This window comes from Paenibacillus xylanilyticus, assembly GCF_047246825.1.
Taxonomy (GTDB): domain Bacteria; phylum Bacillota; class Bacilli; order Paenibacillales; family Paenibacillaceae; genus Paenibacillus; species Paenibacillus xylanilyticus_B.
In genome coordinates this window covers 279746-300800 of the sequence record NZ_JBFOLB010000001.1, presented here as the reverse complement: position 1 = coordinate 300800, position 21055 = coordinate 279746, and the positions used below count along the sequence as shown (strand labels likewise).

General features: G+C 48.0%; 14 protein-coding genes. 1 reads left to right on the top strand and 13 read right to left on the bottom strand.

Annotation, left to right across the window (positions count from 1 at the left end; all coding sequences use genetic code 11):
* Positions 1 to 91: 91 nt before the first annotated feature.
* The 9 genes from AB3N00_RS01320 to AB3N00_RS01280 all read right to left on the bottom strand — a co-directional run bounded on the left by AB3N00_RS01320 (position 92) and on the right by AB3N00_RS01280 (position 12854).
* Positions 92 to 1036, bottom strand: a complete 945-nt coding sequence (locus tag AB3N00_RS01320; protein ID WP_413032937.1) for a carbohydrate ABC transporter permease — start codon at positions 1034 to 1036, stop codon at positions 92 to 94.
* Between the two features lie 16 nt (positions 1037 to 1052).
* Positions 1053 to 1955 carry a carbohydrate ABC transporter permease gene (locus AB3N00_RS01315; RefSeq protein ID WP_413035160.1) on the bottom strand — a complete coding sequence of 301 codons (903 nt, stop codon included), beginning with the start codon at positions 1953 to 1955 and terminating at the stop codon, positions 1053 to 1055.
* Positions 1952 to 4522, bottom strand: a complete 2571-nt coding sequence (locus AB3N00_RS01310) for a DUF5696 domain-containing protein (protein ID WP_413032936.1) — start codon at positions 4520 to 4522, stop codon at positions 1952 to 1954. The genes AB3N00_RS01315 and AB3N00_RS01310 overlap by 4 nt, the downstream gene beginning before the upstream one ends.
* 15 nt (positions 4523 to 4537) lie before the next feature.
* Positions 4538 to 5173 (bottom strand): Yip1 family protein, encoded by a 636-nt coding sequence (locus tag AB3N00_RS01305; RefSeq protein ID WP_413032935.1) that lies wholly within the window; start codon positions 5171 to 5173, stop codon positions 4538 to 4540.
* On the bottom strand, positions 5157 to 6620 hold the full coding sequence (locus AB3N00_RS01300; RefSeq protein WP_413035159.1) for a hypothetical protein: 1464 nt from the start codon (positions 6618 to 6620) through the stop codon (positions 5157 to 5159). Before AB3N00_RS01300 ends, AB3N00_RS01305 begins: the two co-directional genes overlap by 17 nt.
* 15 nt (positions 6621 to 6635) lie before the next feature.
* A complete protein-coding gene (locus tag AB3N00_RS01295) occupies positions 6636 to 7511 on the bottom strand; it encodes a carbohydrate ABC transporter permease (protein WP_413032934.1) in 876 nt (291 codons plus the stop codon).
* 2 nt (positions 7512 to 7513) lie between these two features.
* Positions 7514 to 8431, bottom strand: a complete 918-nt coding sequence (locus AB3N00_RS01290) for a carbohydrate ABC transporter permease (protein ID WP_413035158.1) — start codon at positions 8429 to 8431, stop codon at positions 7514 to 7516.
* A 58-nt stretch (positions 8432 to 8489) separates the two neighbouring features.
* Positions 8490 to 11387 carry an extracellular solute-binding protein gene (locus AB3N00_RS01285; protein WP_413032933.1) on the bottom strand — a complete coding sequence of 966 codons (2898 nt, stop codon included), beginning with the start codon at positions 11385 to 11387 and terminating at the stop codon, positions 8490 to 8492.
* A 111-nt stretch (positions 11388 to 11498) separates the two neighbouring features.
* Complete coding sequence (locus tag AB3N00_RS01280) at positions 11499 to 12854, bottom strand: extracellular solute-binding protein (RefSeq protein ID WP_413032932.1); 1356 nt, start codon at positions 12852 to 12854, stop codon at positions 11499 to 11501.
* A gap of 296 nt (positions 12855 to 13150) precedes the next feature.
* On the opposite strand from AB3N00_RS01280, the gene AB3N00_RS01275 reads away from it, so the two are divergent.
* The gene (locus AB3N00_RS01275; protein ID WP_413032931.1) at positions 13151 to 13918 is read left to right on the top strand and encodes a helix-turn-helix domain-containing protein; all 768 of its coding nucleotides are present in this window, start codon (positions 13151 to 13153) and stop codon (positions 13916 to 13918) included.
* 98 nt (positions 13919 to 14016) lie between these two features.
* Here AB3N00_RS01275 and AB3N00_RS01270 read toward each other — a convergent pair whose 3' ends face one another.
* The 4 genes from AB3N00_RS01270 to AB3N00_RS01255 form a co-directional block, all read right to left on the bottom strand.
* On the bottom strand, positions 14017 to 15642 hold the full coding sequence (locus AB3N00_RS01270) for a response regulator transcription factor (RefSeq protein ID WP_413032930.1): 1626 nt from the start codon (positions 15640 to 15642) through the stop codon (positions 14017 to 14019).
* Entirely contained in the window at positions 15627 to 17384 is a 1758-nt protein-coding gene (locus AB3N00_RS01265; protein ID WP_413032929.1) for a sensor histidine kinase, read from the bottom strand. The genes AB3N00_RS01270 and AB3N00_RS01265 overlap by 16 nt, the downstream gene beginning before the upstream one ends.
* Before the next feature lie 58 nt (positions 17385 to 17442).
* Positions 17443 to 19086, bottom strand: a complete 1644-nt coding sequence (locus AB3N00_RS01260) for an extracellular solute-binding protein (RefSeq protein ID WP_413035157.1) — start codon at positions 19084 to 19086, stop codon at positions 17443 to 17445.
* Between the two features lie 181 nt (positions 19087 to 19267).
* The gene (locus AB3N00_RS01255; RefSeq protein ID WP_413032928.1) at positions 19268 to 20818 is read right to left on the bottom strand and encodes a family 43 glycosylhydrolase; all 1551 of its coding nucleotides are present in this window, start codon (positions 20816 to 20818) and stop codon (positions 19268 to 19270) included.
* Positions 20819 to 21055: the final 237 nt, after the last annotated feature.

Here is a 21055-nt window from a genome sequence, read left to right as displayed (position 1 = left end):
AAGGGAATCAAAAAATCTGGGGATAACAGCGATCGGAAGGTTATTCTGTCAACGGAGTGCCAGTGTAAATATCCTCTAGTTGGACTATATGTCATCCAACGATTCCGGTACGTTCTACACTTTCAACGAAATAACGCTGTACAAACAGATAAATGATGATCAAAGGCAAGATCGCCAGCAAAATACCTGTATCCTGAATCATGCTTAGATAGAATGGATCGGCTTTGGATGCTCCATCGCTTACCTGCTGGGCCAGATTGTAAGGAAGGGAAGAAAGCTGGGTTGACATGACTTTACTGGATGTCAGATACGTTGTTGTATAAAAGCTGTCATTCCACTGCCATACAAAGGAAAAGAGCAGCACCGTAACGATCGACGGAATGGCGTTAGGCAGCATAATGCGTGCAAACGTACGACTGATGCCTGCACCATCGACGTAAGCTGCCTCCTCTACCTCCTTGGGAATTCCCCTGAAAAACTGGCGGAAGATAAAAATATACAAGCCTGCTTTTAGTGAGTTCGCTGTAATGGCGGTCAGGATAAACGGCCAGTATGTATTCAGCAAATTCACGGGTTTGCCGGAAAGAAGTGTCATCAGTCCCATGAGATCGAAGCTCTTCAGATTCAGGTACACCGGAATGAGAATCGTGGTTGGTGGAACCAGTATCGTCAGGATGACTCCGGCGAATAACAGGTTGCTGCCTTTAAATTTCAATCGGGCAAACCCGTATCCAGCAAGTGCACAGGAAAGCGTTGTCAAAATGGTCGTTGTTGCGGATAACGCAAATGTATTGAACAGTGTTGCCCAGTAATCCATGACACGAATAGCCTCCCGGAAATTATCAAAGGAGAAATTCTGCGGAATCCAGACCACAACGGCTGAATACAAATCACTCTTATCCTTGATGGACGTTGATATTTTCTGAAATATTGGAAACAGAATCACGAAGGATAGCCCGGCAATCAGTGTGAATCGCACGATGGACCACAGCCAGCTTTTCCACTGCTCAAGTGAAAACAGTCTGGATATTATCATCCGAACAACCCCCTTTCTAATCTTGATAGAAGACTCGTTTGGAGAAAATGAGGGATACGAGCACCAATATGATGGCAATGGCCACGAAATACACCCACGCCATGGCTGAGCTTAATCCAAAATCGAATTTGACGAAACCCGTATCCCGAATAAGCGTTGTCATGGCATTGTTGGCAAACGAATCCACAATGGTATAGATGACGTTGACGAAAATAAGCGGACTGACCATCGGAAATGTAATTTTCCAGAAGGCTTCATATCCCGTAGCACCTTCCATTTTGGATGCCTCATACAGTTGAGGTGATATGGTCTGGATGCCAGCCAGGAAAATCAGTATTTGGACACCCGACTGACTAACGATCTGATAAATGCGGTCTACAGCCCCGCTCAAATATGTCACAATCCACTCACTCAGCCCGGCGTTCAGCATCAGGCTTTCCAGCTCAAACGTACCCAAAGCACTGCCGCCAGTACTGTTCTGATTTACAGCCTCGATCAGGCTTGTGCTTTCCAGTGACATAATGACCCCCGATGCCAGAATAACCGGGAGGAAAAAGATGGAGCGCGCGATCGCCCGACCCAGGAATTTCTGATTGAGAATCACAGCCAGAAACAAACTAAAGATGACGATCAGCGGTACATTGACCAAAACATCCGTTATGGATTCAATAAGCGCCCGGTTGAAGCTCGTATTTACCGTCAATGCCTGGATATAGTTAGCAATACCCGTGAACTGGATGGATATGCCCTGCGCGTTTGCCTGGATGGAGCTCAAACTGTAACGCAGAGAAGCCAGCAGCGGAACAAAGAAAAACAGTACAAACCCGACAAGCCAGGGAAGCACATAGATGACTCCCCAAGCGGCCTTTTGCTGGGCATAGGTTCGACGCCCCCACTTCCCTCTCCATAACGCTTTCAGAGTTGCTCACCACCTGTCACATAACTTTTGGCTTCCACGGTCTGGCCTGCTGCCTGCACTGGGAAGTCGTTATAATTCACTACCGTGAAGCCGCCGTTTTCGTAAGTCGTTTGGTACACTCCTTCAGCAAGCTTCTCGTGTGAAACCATGTGAGAGTCTGCGAATGGGCGATTGGCCTGATTGACCTCTTCATACATTTCGGCTGCCAGATCCATCCACTGCGCATAATGTGCAGCATACAGATCATCGTAATCTGTTTCCTTAACAACATGATTCGGTGCGTTAAACCAAGTGAAATAAGGACTTGCACCGTACTCCACGAGCTTGAGCACATATTGCCTCGCATCGGTATACGTTGACAGATTGTAGGCAGCTCCCGTATAGCTGATCCCTCCATGTGTAACCAGTTGGAAGAACGGGACTTCCTCATCCTCCAATTTGAAGCGGCTGCTGGACATGGGTGCATCCGTCAGACCTGTCACATAGGGCAGGGCATAAGCATTGCCTCCTTCCGCTACAACGGGTATACCTTGCTGTGCAATTTGCTTCAAGGTTTCGGTGGCAGCAGTTTGTGCTCCTGTACGATCCATCAGTTTTTTCGGATTCATATCGCTGTTCAGCTGCCCAGCGAGATCACGAAGGGACAATCCACCTGGCTGAAGGGGTTGGAGAGCCTTTAACATGTCTTGAGTCACATCAATTAACAAATGCGGAGACAGGATATAGGACGGGAGTCGATCCCGGTCACGCCGCAGTCTTGCCGGGTCCATGGGATACAGAAGTGCCGGTTCCTGTGTCAGTGTGCGTGAAGCCTCCTTGGAAGGACTGAAGCCTTTCTTGGAATGTACATTGAGTAAAGCAACATCGGGATAAAAGCCAATCCCCTCTTCACGCGCATAGTCGCTAAAGGCTTGCATGCCTTTTCGTCCTCCAATGGCTCCATCCACTTGGATGGAATCCGGCATCTGGTGTTGAAGCCCCCCGTTGAACCATCCCGCATACCGAACTTGAATGTTGGTTACTTGTTTTTCCTTGAGGGTCGACAAGATTTGACGGGCTTCATCAAAGGTGGTCAACGCTTCAGTGGAGTCGTAAGGTATGCCCAACACATGTTTCTTGGTCGTCATTCCGCCGATAAGCTTCAAGTAAAACGGAATATCTTTTTCCCCCTCCGCCGTTCGCTTCGCAGGAAGACCATTCGTCTGGATTAAGTAGTCACGATATAAGGAAGCCAGACCGGAATAGGAGGCTTTCTCTGCTCCAGCAAAGGCATAGCGAACGACAAAATCGGATGCGGTCGGCTTCTTCTGGAACTTGGGAAGTGTCCGTACCATGTCGCTGGCCTGAAGTGTTATATCACTCTTGTTTACAAGGTAAAAGCTCGGATACACATTGTTGTAGCTATTGAGCTTTCCGCTGATATCTGCATTCACAACGGCCGCTGCCGCGCCTTCCTCAATGATGCCAAGAAATGCGCCGCCCTCACGAATGAGGCCGAATACCGGCAGCCTGGCTCTTTCCTCGGAGGAATCCACTTCCCGAAGCTTCATTGTTAGATCCGGCCCATAAATGTCCTGCTGATAGGCAGGATATTGAACCTTTCCATTATTGAAATGAATGAGTGCTCCTGAGCCGTCAGGGACAAACAGGGACCCTTCCTGATCCGCTGCGCCTGCCCCGAAGTAATCCAGTACAGAAATGCTGTTAATCGGATATTGCTCTGGAAAATGGATGCCTGCTGCCGGGACACGTACAACCAGGTTTTCCCCGTCCAGTTCATATTCGATGGAAACCATAAACATGCGGGGTCCGCTTTTCTCCTGCTCAATTCCGTGCTCGGCATTGTCCAGTTCGAGGTCTTCAGAAGTATATCCGGCTGTTTCAAAAGCCTTCAGGGCACGCGTTAGCTGAAGCCCTTGCAGCGCCTTGTCGTTCCGAACATAAATATCTTCATCCTTATCCTGAGCATATCCAATTTTCAAAGCCCGCTGCCCGGCCTTGTCGAGAGAAGCAAGCAGCTTCTGCTCGAAGCGCTCTTTGCTGATTTTGACAGGCAGATCCTCGATTGAGCTCTCATCACTTCCAAACTGGTAATTCACCCGAACACCGTTTGGTATCAATTCGTAGCTTATCTGTTGATGGGCTGCACTATCGGTATAGGAATTGACCGAGCTGCTCTGTCCCAGGCTGTTATAGAAGGTGAGTTTGGCCTGCGCCGACAGCAGGTCCTTATTAATTCCTGCAGCGAGCGCATCCAGATTCCGCTCCTCGGGATTGCTGCGCCAGACCTGCCCGCTCCGCTTGTGAACTACCGCAATTTCGGCTGTATCCTCCTGGATGAGCAGCTGCAGCTGATCATTCTGAACGAGCCCGAGCATATCCGGGAGACGGGCATCACTGAAAGACGATGCCAGCTTCTCTCCAGGTGGCAGCACAGGCACTTCCGCTTGCTCATCTGCATTCGCCGACATTCTGGTTACAGGTGCAGAATCGGACTGACATCCGCCAAGAAACAGGCCGAATGCAAGCAGGATTACGATCATTTTTTTGGCCAAGTCATATTTCATCTCCATTCTCCTTCCTTAGCCCCGGAGTACAAGTTCCTGATAGATGGTGGCTGCAAAGGACACAATCTGCTGCACAAGACTGAAGAACAGCAGGCAGAGAAAGGCCATGAATGCCATGGCAACCAGCGTCAAAAGCATGGTCAGCACTGTTTTGGCGGGCGAGTATTGATGCACCGTCATATTGCCGACAAATAACAGGTATACCGTCCAGGCCGTGGCAGCCATGTTAAAGAAATAATAAAAGGCGGTTTCCTGACTGGAAATGATCAAACTTAACCAAATCCAGGGAAACTGTATCAAAATTAGCGGAACCAATGCGAAACATGTGGACATGAAGATTTCAGAAAATTTGCCTTCACCGTCCATAAGGGTGGTTAACGACCAGTTCGCTGTGCACCAGAACAGCACGGGGACAATGACGTAGACCATTTCCATCAGACTGTTCAGTCGTTTCGGATTGTTGAAATTGACCAGGAAACCGCTGTATTGGGCCTGAAGAATCGTTGTCAGCATCAGCACAGCAAGAATGATCCATGCGATCATCAGTGTTGTTTTCTGATTTCGTTCATATTTCAGCTCCCAATACCCGTCAAATGGATGAAAAATAAGATGAAGCGGATATTGGATCAGCTGTCTACTTGATGCTTGCATGTGTGCTCCCCTTTCTCTGTCTGCGAACCATAAATGCGATCACCAGCATGACAATGACCAGTAACACTCCGGACATGATCCATGAAAAATGCTCGCGGAGCAGTTCTTTTCGATACAGGAGAAACGCTTTGGAATACCCTTCTCTTTCCATGCTTCGCTTAAAGTATTGTGATGATTGTGAATACTCCTTCTGGCGCAAGAGCGCTTTTCCAATGCCTGCGTAGGCATATTCGAGATTGGCATTCAGATCAGCTGCTTTGGCAAAGTGCGCCGCAGAACCCTCCTCGTCCCCATTGAAATAACTTCGTACAGCTTCATGAAGCGTCCGTCCATATTCAGTGGTTTGAAAAACGGTGATTTCCCCGAGCGCTTTGTCCAGGACAAGCATGCGATCCCCCACATGTTCCAGAGAAATAGGGGTGTTGAATTGTCCAAGCCGATTTCCGATACCTCCGAACATGTGAAGCAGATAACCATCTCCGTTATAGGTAAAGATCCGTCCCATATTGGCATCCAGCACGGAATACATATCGCTGTCCCCAACGTCGACATCAATGAGACGTGAAGGCCCCTTCTCATTGCTGTACAACAAATCACCCTGAGGTGGATAATATCCTTCCCTTCTCAGAATGTCCAAGCCCTGTGCATTCAGTTTTTTGATCGGTAATCCGGTCTTGTCTCCACTCGTTGCATAAATGAAGCCCTCTCCGTCAATGTCCATATTGGTGAACTCGGTGGGTGTGAACATGACCATCTGGCTGCGCTGCTGACGGGTTGCGAACCGTTTCCACAAATACTCCACCGGGTCAACCTGGACTCTGTTGGCTCCAATGAACGAAGCAAAGGTTCCGTCCGAATTAAACTCCATGAAGCCATCAAAGACCCCTTCCGCCATGACATAGATCCGCTCGCCTTTATCCATAACAACCCGCAGTGGTTTAAACTGAAAGTCAGGCTTTAGCAGCTCGGATTGAGGCTGTTCCACAATTTTGATCAAATGACCTTGCTCATCCAGATGCACAACCCGTTGGTTACCCGTATCCGCTATTAGCAGTTGCCCGTTGTCCGATACGTACAGTCCTTGTGGAAGTTTGAACTGATCTTTCGTTCCATCATGATCAAAAGAATCGATAACCCTTGTCAGCTTCATCTCCGGATTCAGCTCAACAATTCGGCTGTTGCCAGAATCCAGCACATACACCCGCTGATCAGCAGTGACGTGCATATCGTTCGGTTCTTTGAACATACCAATATCCAGTTCCTTGCCCGTAACTATTCCTGTCGCCTCATATGCAGCAGGAGAACGTACCGCATCTCCCCAGTAGGAATAGTTGTACGCATCCGTCTGTCCGTCAGCGAATGCCGTTGACGCTGCGTTTCCAAAGCATAGGAGGCAGGCAAGACCCAGGGTGAGCCATCCGCATTTTTTCCACACGCTGTTCAATATGTTGCTGCCCCCCTTCTACTCTTTCATACCGGAAGTTGCCATCGTCTGCATAACACTGCTCTGAGAGATGATAAACAGGGTAATGGGCACGATCATGAGCAGCAGCGCTACCGCTGCACCGACACCTGCCCGGGCGATACCCCCCTGGATAATCTGACTGAGCGCATAATGCAGTGTTTTCAGGTTTTCACTGTAAATGAAACTACCGCCGTCTGTTCCCCATAATGCCGGAAATTGCAAAATCATGAGCGTGAGCCAAGCGGGCTTCACATTGGGCATGACGATGCTCCAGAATATACGGTATTCGTTCGCCCCGTCGATTTTGGCGGCCTCCAGCAGCGCATCCGGAATTTGCTCCATGAACTGCTTCATCAGAAACAGACCTAGCGAGAATGCGAGAGAAGGCACAATGATGGACGCATGTGTGTTAATCCATCCTAGCCAGGACATCACCATGTAGTTTGGAATCGACGTGACGTGTGGTGAGAACATCAGGGACAGAATGACGATGGTGAACAGCACATTCGAACCGGGAAACCGGTATTTGGCCAACGGGTAAGCCGCTGCGGAAGCGAGTAGGATATGACCAGCCGTTCCAAGCAGCGTAATCAATAGCGTATTGGCAATGTATCTGGATAAAGGAACCCAGGAGTTTCCCATCAGATTGATCAGATCCGCAAAATTCTCCATCGTCGGATTATTCACCCAGAACCGCGGCGGAAAAATAAACAGCTCATCCAGAGGTTTGAAGGCATTGTTGATCGTATAAATCAGCGGCAATACCATAAATGAGCCGAACAGACCCAGCAGTGCAAACAGCATCAGACTGACGGTAAATGACCGATTGAGTCTTCTTGGCATGCCGAAAACGGCACGAACCTTGCTGGTCATTGTCATTCACCTATCTTTCTAAGCATTTTTTGTGTCAAAACATTTGTTCCCAGCATCAGGGCGAACAAAACGGTTGCGATTGCAGATGCATAGCCCATTTCGAACCGAATGGTTCCAAAGTCCATCAAATGGGTTACAACGGTATGTGCTGCATAGTTAACGCTCGGAAAACCAGCCAGTGCGATGGAGATTTCGGCTACGGCAAACGAGGCTGTAATCTGCATGACCGCACCAAACATCAGCTGCGGTCTCATGGAAGGCAGCGTGATATACCAAAGCTCCTGCCAGCGGTTTTTGATACCGTCCACCGTACCCGCTTCGACCAGGGAACGATCGATGGTCTGTAGTCCGGCAATGAAGGCAAGGAAGCTCGTGCCGAGACTGAGCCACAGCTGTACAATGATGACTATGGCCAGCACGTACTTCTCATTGGAAAGCCATTGAATCGGTTCGAGAATAACGCCGAGGCGCATTAGGAAACCGTTCATGTATCCATAGCTGTCTCCCGAGAAAACGATTAACCAGATAAAAAAAACGTTTCCGGAAATGGAAGGTGCATAAAACACAAGTGTCATGATTGCACGGATTTTGGGTGACAGCTCATTGATAATCCATGCAAACAGAAAGCAGGCAATATAGCTGACAGGACCCGTAATAACGGCAAACAGCAGTGTATTTTTAAGCGCCGTCAAAAAAACATCATCGTTCAGGAACAGCCGCGAATAATTTTGCCAGCCGACAAATCGGGGCAGCTCCAGCATGTTGAAGTGGAAAAAGCTGAGTCCCAGCGAGATGCCAACCGGAATGACAGTAAACATGAAAAAGATCAGCATAAACGGTGCCATCAGCACATAATAGTGCCTGCTTCGGTATATATCCCTTTTCAATAGGGACCACCAGCTGCTCTGCCTTGCGTTGATGGCAGGAGCAGTGGATGACTTGGTGGTTTCTGAGTGCAACCGTTACCCTCCCTTCTCTCTACTTCAGATTGAATTCCTTGCGCTTCAGCTCGATTTCATCATCGATGTACAGGACATAATCAGCCAAGGCTTCACGGGGATTCTCATTGGCATTGACCACCTTACGAAATGCATTGTCCAGATGACGGCCCGTAAAGTACCCGCCGGGAACCTGAGGAATGCCTTCTACCCACTCCCACTGTTTCTTCAGGTTTTGATAATCCTTAACCGGCCATGGCAGCTGCTCCAGTGCTTCAATATTGGCAGTCGGGTAACGCGCCGCTGCCCCCATGAGCCCTTCCATTTCTCTGCCATATTCGATCTGAGTCTGCTTGTCGGTCCACCACTTCATGAACTCCCAGGCAGCATCTCTGTTCTTGGCGTTCTCCAGCATCATGACCGCACTTGTGGCACTTGCCACCTCATGCCTAATGGATCCGTCTTCCAGCTGCGTGCCGGGAACAATTGTGAAATCCCACAGGTTGCGAATTTCCGGCGCCATGACCGTCAGCATATTGTAGGTGGTGTAATCCGCAATACCAATCGGCATCTCCCCGGTACGGAAACGGTTTGGAAAATCAGCTTTCAGAGGGAATTTGTAATTGGTATAAAATTGGGTCCAGCGCTTGAATGCGTCCATGGAGATTTCCGAATTCAGCGCGCTTTCCTTCTGATCTTCCGAATAAAATTCGCCATCGTTCTGATAGAGCAGCATGGCAAAGGTTGCGTTGGGTACCATGTTGGCATTGTTCGTCGTATCCTCAATGGGTAGGTAGAACTCCATGTTGTGTTTTTGCAGCACCGAAATGGCATTATAGACATCCTGCCACGTTTTTGGCGGCTCCAGGCCAAGCTCATTCAGAATATCCTTTCGATAAAACAACATCGGAAAATGCTGCTGCTCCGGGAGGGCATACACTCCGTTGTTGAATTGGTATGGCGTCAGTCCGCTTGCGCGAAATCTGCTCGCAACCTGTTCAAAATCCGGAAATTTACTCAGATCCGCCGCTGCATTCCGCATGGCGTAATTCACCGGAATATCTTCGCCCATCTGCATGGCAACGTCCGGTCCTTCCCCGGCAAGCGTTGCAGGCAGCAGAATATTGGGCGGAACGAGGCGCAATTGAACGGATATATCGGTTTCCGGCGTAAAAGAATCATCAATCAGACCTTTCAGGACCTGGGCCTGATCGCGTCCTGTTGTAATCCATACCGTAATGGATTCCTTATTTTGTTCAACGTTTCCGATACTGTCGTAATCCTCCGTATACGAAGCGACATAGGCTCCCATTTCATGTTTCATCTGCTCCAGCATTGTAGCCTCTGCCTTCGGCAGCTCCTGATCCGGTGAGGATACCAGGACATAATCCAGTGAGATAGGCTGTTCACGTACGGAGAGAATCCAGGTGCCCAACCCGCCTACGTTAATTTTGAAGGTATCCAGACGTTTGGGCACGGTTTCCGGTCTTGCCGCCATGTCCTCTAACTGAATAACCATGGCATGGAGAATGGCTACCTTGTCACTCTGTTCACCTGTCGCCTTCTCCAAGTAGTCAGCAACCGATGTTAGAATGTCTGCCTGCAGCTTGAAAACCTCGGTCATCTCCGGAATGCGATTTTCCAGCTGATAATCCCTCATGGGATCAGGTTTATTGGAGGTAATCATCAGAATTTTGCGATACATCTCGTTCAACTCCAGCACGCTTGATTCCACTGTACGCAGCAGTGGAGCGATATCCCCCAGCGTAACTGTCATGCGCAATCGGTGAGTTCCTTTCTTCAAATGAAACAGGTAAGGCTCACTCTCACTCATGCCCAGCACACGTGTCTGCCAATCCGGGCTGTAGTTGAATCGAATGCGCTTCATTTCTTCAAAAGGAATTTTGCCGTCAATCGTCAGACTTCGTGTGGCATACACGCCGCGAAGTTGATCCTGCTTCACTTTGAGCGCAATCTGGTACAATCCGTCCTCCGGTACATCCACATCCCATTCGATCCATTCACCAGGAAGCTTCCAGTTGAGGCCCCCTATGGCGTTGACACGAATTTTGGATACATCATACGGTTCCAGAGACGGGCTTGAGCGATCCGAGATGGGGGCAAGGGTTGGTGAGGATTTACTCACTGCCTCCTCTCCCTGTACTTTGATCATGACAGGATCCGTCGGCTTCAAACCTGCTGCTTCATAATCAGCCTGCAGCTCTGTGTAGGTTGGAACGCTCTCTTCCCGGTACAGCTCGATATAATCGATCGCCATGCTTTCGCGCAGCGAAGTCAGAGACAGTTTTTGTTTTCCCTTTTCAAAATAAAATTGGTATGGCTCTTCGAAGTAACCCGCACTGTCCTTAAAAGAGGCCAGCTGCCAGGCTGGTTGTTCAACTTGCCGTGGCCGAAGGTCGTTCCCGCGATCGTCCCTGCGAACACGGTCATCGCGATTCCCCCATACCCTGTCAAATAACAGCACATCGGCTCCTCTGAACGGAACCTCTCCATTCAGTTCTAGCTGCCGTTCAATCCCTGAGCTTTTGCCTGCAGCAGGATAATAATGTATTCGCATTTGGTATAACCCGCTGGCTTGAACAGGAACCTCCCAACTGATTGTGCCGGATTCCGGAGTGATGACGGCTTTCCCGTCCAAACCGGCATACGCGTTGACAATCTCGAACTCCCCGTTCACCGCCTGAGTGAATGACTCTCCCTCAATCCGTATGGTCTGCTCCGGCTTGTCTGCGTCAGCATGAACAGATAGGTAATGCTCATAGCTGCGAGAGTCTTCTGTACCTGATACTGCTTCGAAATCCTCGCGTGCCTGAACGATGCCAGAACCACGATCTCTCGTAAGATAAGTGCTCCCTAATGAGATGATCATCACCATGGCCATCAGCAGGATCAGTACCTTTTTCTTTCGTGACCGCATGTTCGAATACGTCCCCCTTCCTTCTGCCGTGGAGTAAGTTGGTATGGATTGAAATGCCTCTCGGAACAGGGGCATGTAACCCCTTTTGTCCCGAGAGAGCGGCTAAGTGCGTTATTTGTATACTTCATCGATGGCCGCCTGGAAAGGTGCCTTGTATTTTTCGATAACGGTAGATACAGATACTCCGTCGACCAACTCACCATTGAAATCCCAGAATGGCAGAGATGGGAACGTATTGTGGTCCAGCACAAGCATACCCTCGGCAACGGTTTTGGCATTTTCAATATCGGCCTCATCCGTCAGATGAGTCTCCAGGGTGGACTGGCTAGGGTAATCGTAGATGGATTCAATTTCATTGATTTTCTCCCAGATATACATCAGCTGTTCAGGATGCTCTACTGCCTTAGGAATAGTCAATGCCTGGTAACGCGATTCCCCGGAATGGTACGCTGTAGCACTTGGCCCTTTAGGAAAAGGAACAAACCCAATGTCGTAGTCCTTCATATCTGTTCGAATGCCTTCAATTTCATACATGGCTCCCGAGTACATGAGCGTATTCCCCTGACGGAAAAAGGTCGCCGGTTCCGTCCAGTCCCCGCCCTCCGTAGGTCTTCCTATCTTCTCAGTCGCCAATTTGGATACAAAGCTCAGCGCTTCTTTTGTTTTTGGGTCCTCCAGATTTTGTTTGTCATCCTTGGTCAGAGACGCTTCGTTGGAGTACAGGACAGGCTCAAGCAGTCCCGTTTGGGCCAAGCCCCATGTGTCGAGCTTTCCATCGTTGTTGCGGTCCTTGTTTGCTTGTTTGGCTACTTCAATGAACGTATCCCAGTTCCATTGATCTTCGTCCACGTACTCCTGTAATGGCTTCATGCCAAGCTCCTGCATGAGTGTCCGGTTGTAAAAGATCCCACTGATAAATGAGGATTGATCTTCGGTGAATCCATAACCTCTGCCTTCATACTGAAAGTATTCGTTCGTCGTTTTCTGATTAAATACCTTATCATTCTTGGTGTATTCATCAATGGGCCATAACAGGTCCTGCTTGGTCAGTGCCGGGATGGCATAGTCCTTGCCCAGCCGAACAATGTCGCCCAGCGGTTCACCTGCCATTAGGGAAGCCACGACCTTCTCCTGATACTCGCCAAAATCAATCGAAATGTATTCGATGTCAAAGTTATGCTTCTTTTTCAGTGCCTCCAGGTTCTCGATTCGCTGAATGTTGTCCGGGTTGCTATCTGTCATTTCCATATCCCACCAGGCAACCACCTTGATGGTTCTTCCCCCCATGTCAAAGTCCATCTCTGGAGTGGAATTCTCATTCTTTGGTTCTGTTTCGACGGTTGCCTGCTCTTCCTGCGGTGCCTTTGTTTCTGGCTCTGTTTGAGCGCTGGAGCCGGAGCTGCATGCGCTCAACAACAGCATGACTGCAAGGATCAGACTTGTTAGCATGAACATGCTTTTTCTCATTCGTTGTCCCCCCTGAATGTGGTTTTATCATTTGCCATCAAAGTGTAGCGTTTTAATGAAAGCGTAAACAACATGTGTAATTACAGGTGTTTACCCTGTCAAACTATAGGTTTTGGCAAATTAAATGGAGATTGAAGCATTTACGTAGTTAAGTGGTAAATAAATGCTCCCTCTACAAATAAATGCACATTGTATGCGCTTTCTTTTCTTCCCATAATGAACGTAAGACATCTGTTATCCAGATATGAAAGGGGACCTGATTCGGTTTATATCAATTGAGAGGGAGAGATTGCTTCATGCTTAACATCCTGCTTGTGGATTTCAGTCGCTGTGTGTTCGGGGAATTGCATAAGCTGCTGCGCCGCAGCAAATCCGAATATACCATTGGAGAACGAGTCGTTTCTGCCCAGTGTGCTTTATCGGCATTGTCTGAGAGGAAGTTTACTGTAGTGCTCATAAGCACCGGAGGATGTACTGCTGCAGGTTTGTGGGTATGTCATCATATTCGAAAGATTAGTCAGATTCCCATTCTGATCATGGGAGGCAATGATCATTTTCAGCTTGTCCGCAAAGCACTAGCCTATCAAGTAAGCGATTATCTGCCCGGCAGGTTTAATGGCTCTTCCCTCCTTCATAGTCTCAACCGACTCCAGTCCAGGCTTGAGCCTGAGAGACCAAAACGAAATCTGCCTTCATTCAGATCACTCATTCAACTCGAGGGTCAGCAGGTCCATTCCACCCAGGTGATTAAGATCATCAAAGCTTATGTCCTCGATCATCTGAATGGGGATATCACATTGAAGAAAATTGCCGATATGGTTCATTTTAACTGCGCATACCTTGGGCAAAAATTCAAATTGGAAGAAAACATGTCCTTCAATGATTATTTGCTTCAGCAACGAATGGAAAAAGCCAAACTTCTGCTGAAGTCCACCGACTTGCGGATTTATGAAATTGCAGCAGAGGTAGGGTATACGGATACAGACTGGTTTTATAAAAAATTCAGGGCATACACAGGCGTAAGTCCCAATGCCTATCGAAAACAAAAAGCGTTCACCGCTTAAGCAAGAGATTAGCCTTGGGCCAGCATTAAGCCTATAGCGAAGTAAGGTCACAGGGCATGTAAGCCTGTGACCTTACTTCGCTTCGTATTCTTTTTCAATTAACGGACCATCAAAGATTCCCTGAATTCCTGGGGAGTCATGCCTGTAACCTTTTTGAAAAAGCGGGTGAAGGAATGAGCTGCCTCATAGCCGACCTGGAGAGCAACCTCACGAACCATGAGATCGGCATTCCGAAGCAGATCCTTTGCCCTGCGGATTCGCAGCTCGTCAATAAATTCGGAAAGGTTGATTCCCATCTCCTGTTTGAAGAAACGTGACAGGTACGATGGATTGAAATGATAAAGCTCGGCCAGCCTTACAAGAGAAAGGTCTTCTTCCAGATGCTCGGTGATGTAAGTACAGAGCGAATGAATTACGGCATTTGCCCGTTCCTGTTCATTCGAACTTTTGAAGCGCACCAGTTGGTCAGCTGCCTGATACAGAAACTGCACGGCATCTTTCATGCACGTATACTCGTTGAGATGCAGCAGTCTGCGTTGATCCGGTATATCCTGATGCAAACCCCATCGATTGATGACTGAATACAGATGCAGCGCCAGATTATAGTAGGTTTCCATGGCCCTTTCCAGGGTCACATCCTGTTGAATCAGTTCATTGACCAATTCCTCAAACACTTCATAAAATTGCTGGATTCGTCCTGTTTCCAAATACCCTGACATCACTTCAATTCGGTTACTGACCCGTGTAAACTCCCTCTGGCCCTGATTGGAAAGAACATCATCATAATCTTTAAGCACCATGGATATGCCATCTCCAATCTTCATCCAGTGAAGCTGCCTCAAACGCTCATATTGCCGGGGAATCTCTGACCACTGACAGCTCTTCCCGCCAAACGCAAAAGCCACGGATATGCCAAGTGAAGTCATACATGCTTCCTGGATCAATTCCAATGTTCCCTCCAGATATCGGATAAAAGAACTGCCTGGCTCTGCCTCCGTCCGGGGTTGCATGAGCCATACCATATCCCCATAATGGTCGGGCACGCTAACGTGAACAATGTGCTCCTCCAACAACGAGGAAACGATTAATTGCGTCGATGACTGAATCTGAGCGCGTTCCAAATGGGTATGTTTATCCTTGGAATGGATCCGGCCCAGCACAACATATACGGAAGAAGAAGCATGCAGACCAAGCTCCCAGCGATCCAATTCTTTCTGAATTTCAAAAGTGGAACCCGTATATGCAGTGCCGTTCTGAAGCAGATTCCGCAGAAACTCTTCCTGTTGGAGAAGCGCCAATTTGCAAGTGATCTCGGATGACTTCTCCAGCAACTCATGCATGTCGTGACTCTGCCGAATCTCTTCCATCACTTCCTCCACAACAGCCATAACCTTGTCATACCCTTCCGTTTTGAGCAAATAACGGACATTGGGCATCTGAAAAGCCTTATAAGCATAGTTAAAGTCACTGTAACCTGTCAGAAAAATAACACGGCAGTGCGACCAATAGACCTGTACCTGCTCTGTGAGCTCAAGACCGTTCATACCCGGCATGCGAATATCGGTCAAAACGATATCAATTCTTGAGCGTTCCATCCAGGCCAATGCCTCACTCGCCGAATAAGCCTTGCATACATCCAGACGGTCAGGCATATGTCTTGCAAAGGTTTCATAAAGAGCATCCGTAATGATTTCTTCATCATCCACAATCAAAAGTCGATACATCCGTCTTCCCTTCCTTCCATATGAATTCGGATTGTGACCTTTAATCCCGACAGTTCACTTCTCGTCAAAAACAAGCCGCTATCTTCCCCATAGGTCAGCATCAGCCGACGATGAATATTCATTAATCCGGTCATTTCCTCCGTGTCACTTTTTTCATGCAAACGTCGTTGTAGCGCAGCAATTTGATCATCCTCCAATTCATGCCCATTGTCCTCCACCGTAATCTCTGCGATCCGCTCCGTCATGCCAAACCGGACTCGAAGCATGCCCTGAGCAGTCATTTTTTCCAGACTGTGTTCATAAGCATTCTCGATGATTGGCTGTATGATTAATCGGGGAACACGAATGCGCTCCATCGATGTTGGCAAATCTCCGAAGTCTGCTTGTATGCGTCTGGAGAAGCGCAGCTTTTGAATTTCGGTATATGTACGCGAATGGGCCGCCTCTTCTTCCAACCTGATCTGATCGGTTTCGTTCCGGGAAATAAACCTGAAATATTCGCCAAGCATGTTGGTGAATTGTTCAATGCGCTCCGTATCCCCTGTTCTTGCAAGTGAATTGAGAATAAAGAAGCTGTTATATAAAAAATGGGGATTGATCTGGGACTGAAGCTGCTTCAATTCAGCGCGCTGCATCATCATCGTTTGTTTGAAATCCCGGTCAATAAACAGCTGAAGCTTCTCAATCATCTGATTAAACCGGGTATACAGGAAACCGAACTCATCCTTCCGCTTGTGCACGATAGGGATATCCAGTACACCCGTTTCCATTTTTTTGAACCTCTTGACGAGCAAAAACAGAGGAATGTGGATGAGCTTATAACTCGAATATAAGAAGACCGAAATGGCAACAAATGATGTAATTGCAAACAACCAGGCCCAATGATAGAACTTGGTAAGTGGTCTTTTCACACTTTTTTCCGGCAAGTACGTTACGATCGACAAGCCCAGCGGTTCCATACGGCTCTGGCTGACATAATAACTTGTGCCATCTACCTTCACCTGAAATGCACCATGTTCGCCATTGACAAGCTGTTCACGATAATCAGAAAGGATAAAATCACGCTTCGAAAGGTCGGTGATGATCTGTCCCGTTTTTTCCTCCAGCAGGAAGGACCCGCTGTCAGGGTACAGATTAAGCTGGGTCAGCGCATTTTGAAATTGATCCGTATCCAGTTCGACCTGAACCACAAACAGCGGAGCCTCTCCCTTTTTGCCGGTCAGCCGTACGGCACTCAGGTTCATTACACCCTCTTTCACCATGAAACGAGTTCCCTTTCCCTCCTTGCCTGAGCTGAAGTATTCATAGGAATCTTTGTTGTAATCGTCAATTCCATGCGTGGCGGAGATGCTTTTGCCAATCGTGCGAATATGCACATGAACGTTTTTGATGTAAACACTGCTGTTCTTAAACGTCGCAAGCCGATCGGACAGGTAGTTCAATGTCTCGCGGCGATCTACCTGATCCATCATCTCCCATAGTACGGCAAGCCTGTTTAGCTTCCTGTCCTCCACAATGTCAAACTGCTGCAGCTCCATCCATTCGATTTCCCGATTCAATTCTTCAAGATAACGGTCAAGCCTTCTTTCCGTTGAAGACGATATTTCCTGGCTGGCATTGTCGTAACTCCAGTTGTACAGATATATCCCCAAGAGAATCAGTGGAAGAACAAAGATCAGATAGGTCACGACCAGTCGTGCGAAGATGCTGCTGCGCCATGATTGGGCCGGGAATTTAATCAACTCATCCCCTCCAGCATGTGGATTGCTTTCCTGCATGAATGAACCCTTAAGAAACGATTTAATGTTCCAATGCCGTTTTTGTATTGAGCCACGCATTAACCTCCGCCGTGATCTGATCTCCACCCAGCTTTAGCCAATTATCCACAAACAGGTCGAACTCTTCTATGGGTCTGCCCAGAATAATATTCAGATAGGCTTCAAGCTGAAGATCATTTAGTATGATTTGCCGATCAACCATTGTTTCAGTAATTCCACCCGTGAATTGATCGTACAGTAGTTGTCCGTTTCTTTCGTAGCCATCAGCTATACTGAGCGCACCTGACGGTCCATAGGTTTGATTCCATCCCCAACCGCTCTCCACGTTCTCCTCGGTATACGCCTCAATTCTCTTTTGAATAGCCGATGCTTCCTCTTGGAGAACGGAAGGATTGCCCGAGCGGTTCGCTTCCTGAATTTGGCGATAAGCGTCCAGGTTTTTGGTCCCCGGAAAAGGAGTAACCGGCGAGAGCATCCATACGGCCTTGGAATCGTCATTGTAGTATGTTTCGTACTGTGCGTGCTCACCCCAGTTGGTTTCCAAATGCAAATTCATAAGCTTCATGATGACTTCAGGGTGAGGGTAGTCTTTTCTAACGGCGAAATACTGCCAAGTATTGGTGCGAAGCTGCACCTTCGCCAATTTTCCGGATTCTGCAAGGATGGGAAAAGCCTGCCACTCCGCTTCTGGGTCATTTTCCCGGCTTGACTGGATCATAAAAGGAGTCCATTGTTCACCATACAGCATGCCAATGTTTCCGTTCTGGATCAGTCTTGCTTCGTTCGTTCCTTTTTTGTAGCTGAAATCGGGGTCAAGCTGACCTTCCAGGTACATGGTTTGCAGCACTTGCAGTGCTTTTCGGACTTCGGGCTGTATGCCACCAAATACAAGTCTGCCATCTTCATCCTTAATCCATATATTCGGATATGCACCATACCCGGCCATTAGGCCGACAGCCCCCATGACCGGGTCCCACAAATGATTCGTTAGGGCAAGTCCGTACGTATCCCGTTGACCGTTGCCGTCCGGGTCTCTCTCTGTAAACGCTTTAGAAATTTCAAGCACGTCTTCCATGGTTTCAGGCCGATCAAGCTGCAGGTGCTCAAGCCAGTCGGTTCTAATCCACAAGTACTGGGCTGATTCTATGGAGGATGCCGTTTCAGGAATGGCCATCAATTTGCCATCAATGGTTGCCGCGTCAAACGGGCCGCTTCCTTCTGCCTCCAATATGCTCTTCGTAAACGGAGAGGCATAGGTTTGGTACACTTCTGACAGATCCTGAATCAGACCTGCATTACTCAACTGTCTTAGCTGGTACGGATTTACCCTGACAATGTCAGGAATACGACCGGCAGCAAGAGAGACACCCAACTTCTGTCCATACACGTCCCCTCTCGCAATCCAGTCATATTGAAGCTGAATCCCCAGCTTCTCCTCATATAACCGGGTCCAGCGATTGTCGAGCAGGCTCTCTCCAGGCAGCTGGCTGAGCATTTGTTCCAGATCGTCCCCTACTTCTCTGACAAAAGATACCTGTACCGGTGAGCTGTATTTGCTAACATGCGGCTCATTTTCCGCAGCCTGAACGTCGATATTTACCATTTCCAGTTCCGAATATCCGCGTGTATGTCCTGTTGGTATGCATGCGCTAAGCAGGAAGATCATAACTAATTTTGTTTTGGTTAACACAGTAATGCGCAAAGTATGCACCCCGATTCGGCCGAAATAGATGGTTTGTCCCCTGATCTTGGAACCTGTTCTTATTGTACATGAATTCGCTTCAGCTGAGCAGAATCAGATTAATTGTAGGTAGAAAAAAAGCCGCCGGCTCGGCGACTTCATTCCGTTAATTCCCGTTATGCTCAAGCATCACCTGATATTCAAAATTCGAAAAATCAGCGATTCCTCCGATCGCGCTTGTCGAATATAAAAACAATCCGATCCGGCACCCCATAAAATGATCCAATTTATAGACCATCTTGTGTGTAATACCAAGCGGTTTCCATTGCGATGCTTCCAGATAAAAAAAGGAACACTCATCCTGGTTGTCCACGAAATTTCCAATAGCCTTAAGTGAAACCACGGATTCCGCTATGGGAATTCTTGCGTATTCGGTGGCTGGCTCCGCATCAATCAGATTACCGAAGATGGAGGAATCCTCGCTGTTTCTTGCCAGCATGACCAAGTAAAAACGACCTTCATTCCTCGTGAGTGCGATCAACCCATAGGTGCCAATCAGAAAACCCAAACCGGCATAATCGCCATCCTTTAGCCCACTTCCATCCAATGTGACCATCGCTTCACAGACAGGGCCCATTGCACGCTGTGTCAGTGTATTAACGGCAAAGGTCAGATTGGGACGAATATGCCCCGATTGAATCCGATAAACTCCCGGTTTGTCGGTCACGGACCAGAGGTCATCATGTGGGGTATGGTTCCATTGCCAAAAATCGTTCAGTCGTACCTTCCCTGTTTTATCAGGTTCATAATGAAATGTGTCACTCCCAATTAGAGGTTTGTATGTATAATTGGGTCTTGTGCTCGGAATCAGGATTTGTTTCGGGGCTTGCTCGGCAAACACCGGTATATCGTTCTCGAAGTGGAGCGGGACCAGCACAGGTATACGTCCGATGGCTCCATGATCCTGAAACAGCATGGCATACCAGTCTCCATCCGGTGTATCCACGATTCCCCCCTGGGCTACCCCTGCATTAAAATATCCCATATCATCATTGAATGCTTCACCGCCAACAAACTCACCGTCCAACGAATCGGCCATATAAAACGCCTGTGTTCTTCTGCCAGAAGCCTTGGATATATGGATTAGGAACACATAGTACTTGCCGTTAATTTTGTAGAAATGGGCACCTTCATAGCCGAGGAAATGAGGCTGCTTATCTTTTACGATCATTCGCTGTACTCCACCAGGCTTAGGTCCGGACAGATCGGAACTTAATTCCGTCAGATATATTTCGGTATTGCCATGTATCAGGTAGGTTCGATCATCCTCGTCAAAAAACAGAGAACAATCATGATAAAACCCTTCCACATACTGTTTGGTCCAGGGACCGGTTATTTCCTCGGCAGTGTACAAATATGTCTTATGCGTATCATTGGCAACGAAAATAACGTAGAACCTGTTCTTGTGATACCGAAGCGAGGCAGCCCACATGCCTTTGCCGTAAATCTGCTTGCCTTCCTCCAAACACTGGGCTGGTGTATCATCAAGTCTATCGTACACATGAGTGGCAGTCTCCCAATGGATCAAATCATAGGACCGCAGGATGACGCAGCCCGGCATCATATGCATGGTTGTACTGACCATATAGTAGGTGTCTTCGACCCGAATCACATCTAGATCCGGATAATCAGCCCAAATAATCGGGTTTGCATACATACTTTCCGTTCTCCCCTTTCTATTCATGTTTCATCACAATCTCAAGAGATACATTAACGATTTCTTGTTACAGATCACGATCCTCGGTTAAATCCATGACCGCAAATCCATCGATGTCAACATGGACCCGGCAAAAATACGTCTCCGTTATTGATCATTTCAAAGACTTACCCGACGATAGACCACTCGAAATTTAACGATTAATCAGTGATTTCCCAACGTTTTTCCCTTAAAATT

Excerpts from the sequence above, each read along its gene's own strand:
- AB3N00_RS01320 (WP_413032937.1), bottom strand. The coding sequence starts at position 1,036 with ATGATAATATCCAGACTGTTTTCACTTGAGCAGTGGAAAAGCTGGCTG.
- AB3N00_RS01310 (WP_413032936.1), bottom strand. The coding sequence starts at position 4,522 with ATGAAATATGACTTGGCCAAAAAAATGATCGTAATCCTGCTTGCATTC.
- AB3N00_RS01305 (WP_413032935.1), bottom strand. The coding sequence starts at position 5,173 with ATGCAAGCATCAAGTAGACAGCTGATCCAATATCCGCTTCATCTTATT.
- AB3N00_RS01295 (WP_413032934.1), bottom strand. The coding sequence starts at position 7,511 with ATGACCAGCAAGGTTCGTGCCGTTTTCGGCATGCCAAGAAGACTCAAT.
- AB3N00_RS01285 (WP_413032933.1), bottom strand. The coding sequence starts at position 11,387 with ATGCGGTCACGAAAGAAAAAGGTACTGATCCTGCTGATGGCCATGGTG.
- AB3N00_RS01280 (WP_413032932.1), bottom strand. The coding sequence starts at position 12,854 with ATGAGAAAAAGCATGTTCATGCTAACAAGTCTGATCCTTGCAGTCATG.
- AB3N00_RS01275 (WP_413032931.1), top strand. The coding sequence starts at position 13,151 with ATGCTTAACATCCTGCTTGTGGATTTCAGTCGCTGTGTGTTCGGGGAA.
- AB3N00_RS01270 (WP_413032930.1), bottom strand. The coding sequence starts at position 15,642 with ATGTATCGACTTTTGATTGTGGATGATGAAGAAATCATTACGGATGCT.
- AB3N00_RS01260 (WP_413035157.1), bottom strand. The coding sequence starts at position 19,086 with ATGATCTTCCTGCTTAGCGCATGCATACCAACAGGACATACACGCGGA.
- AB3N00_RS01255 (WP_413032928.1), bottom strand. The coding sequence starts at position 20,818 with ATGTATGCAAACCCGATTATTTGGGCTGATTATCCGGATCTAGATGTG.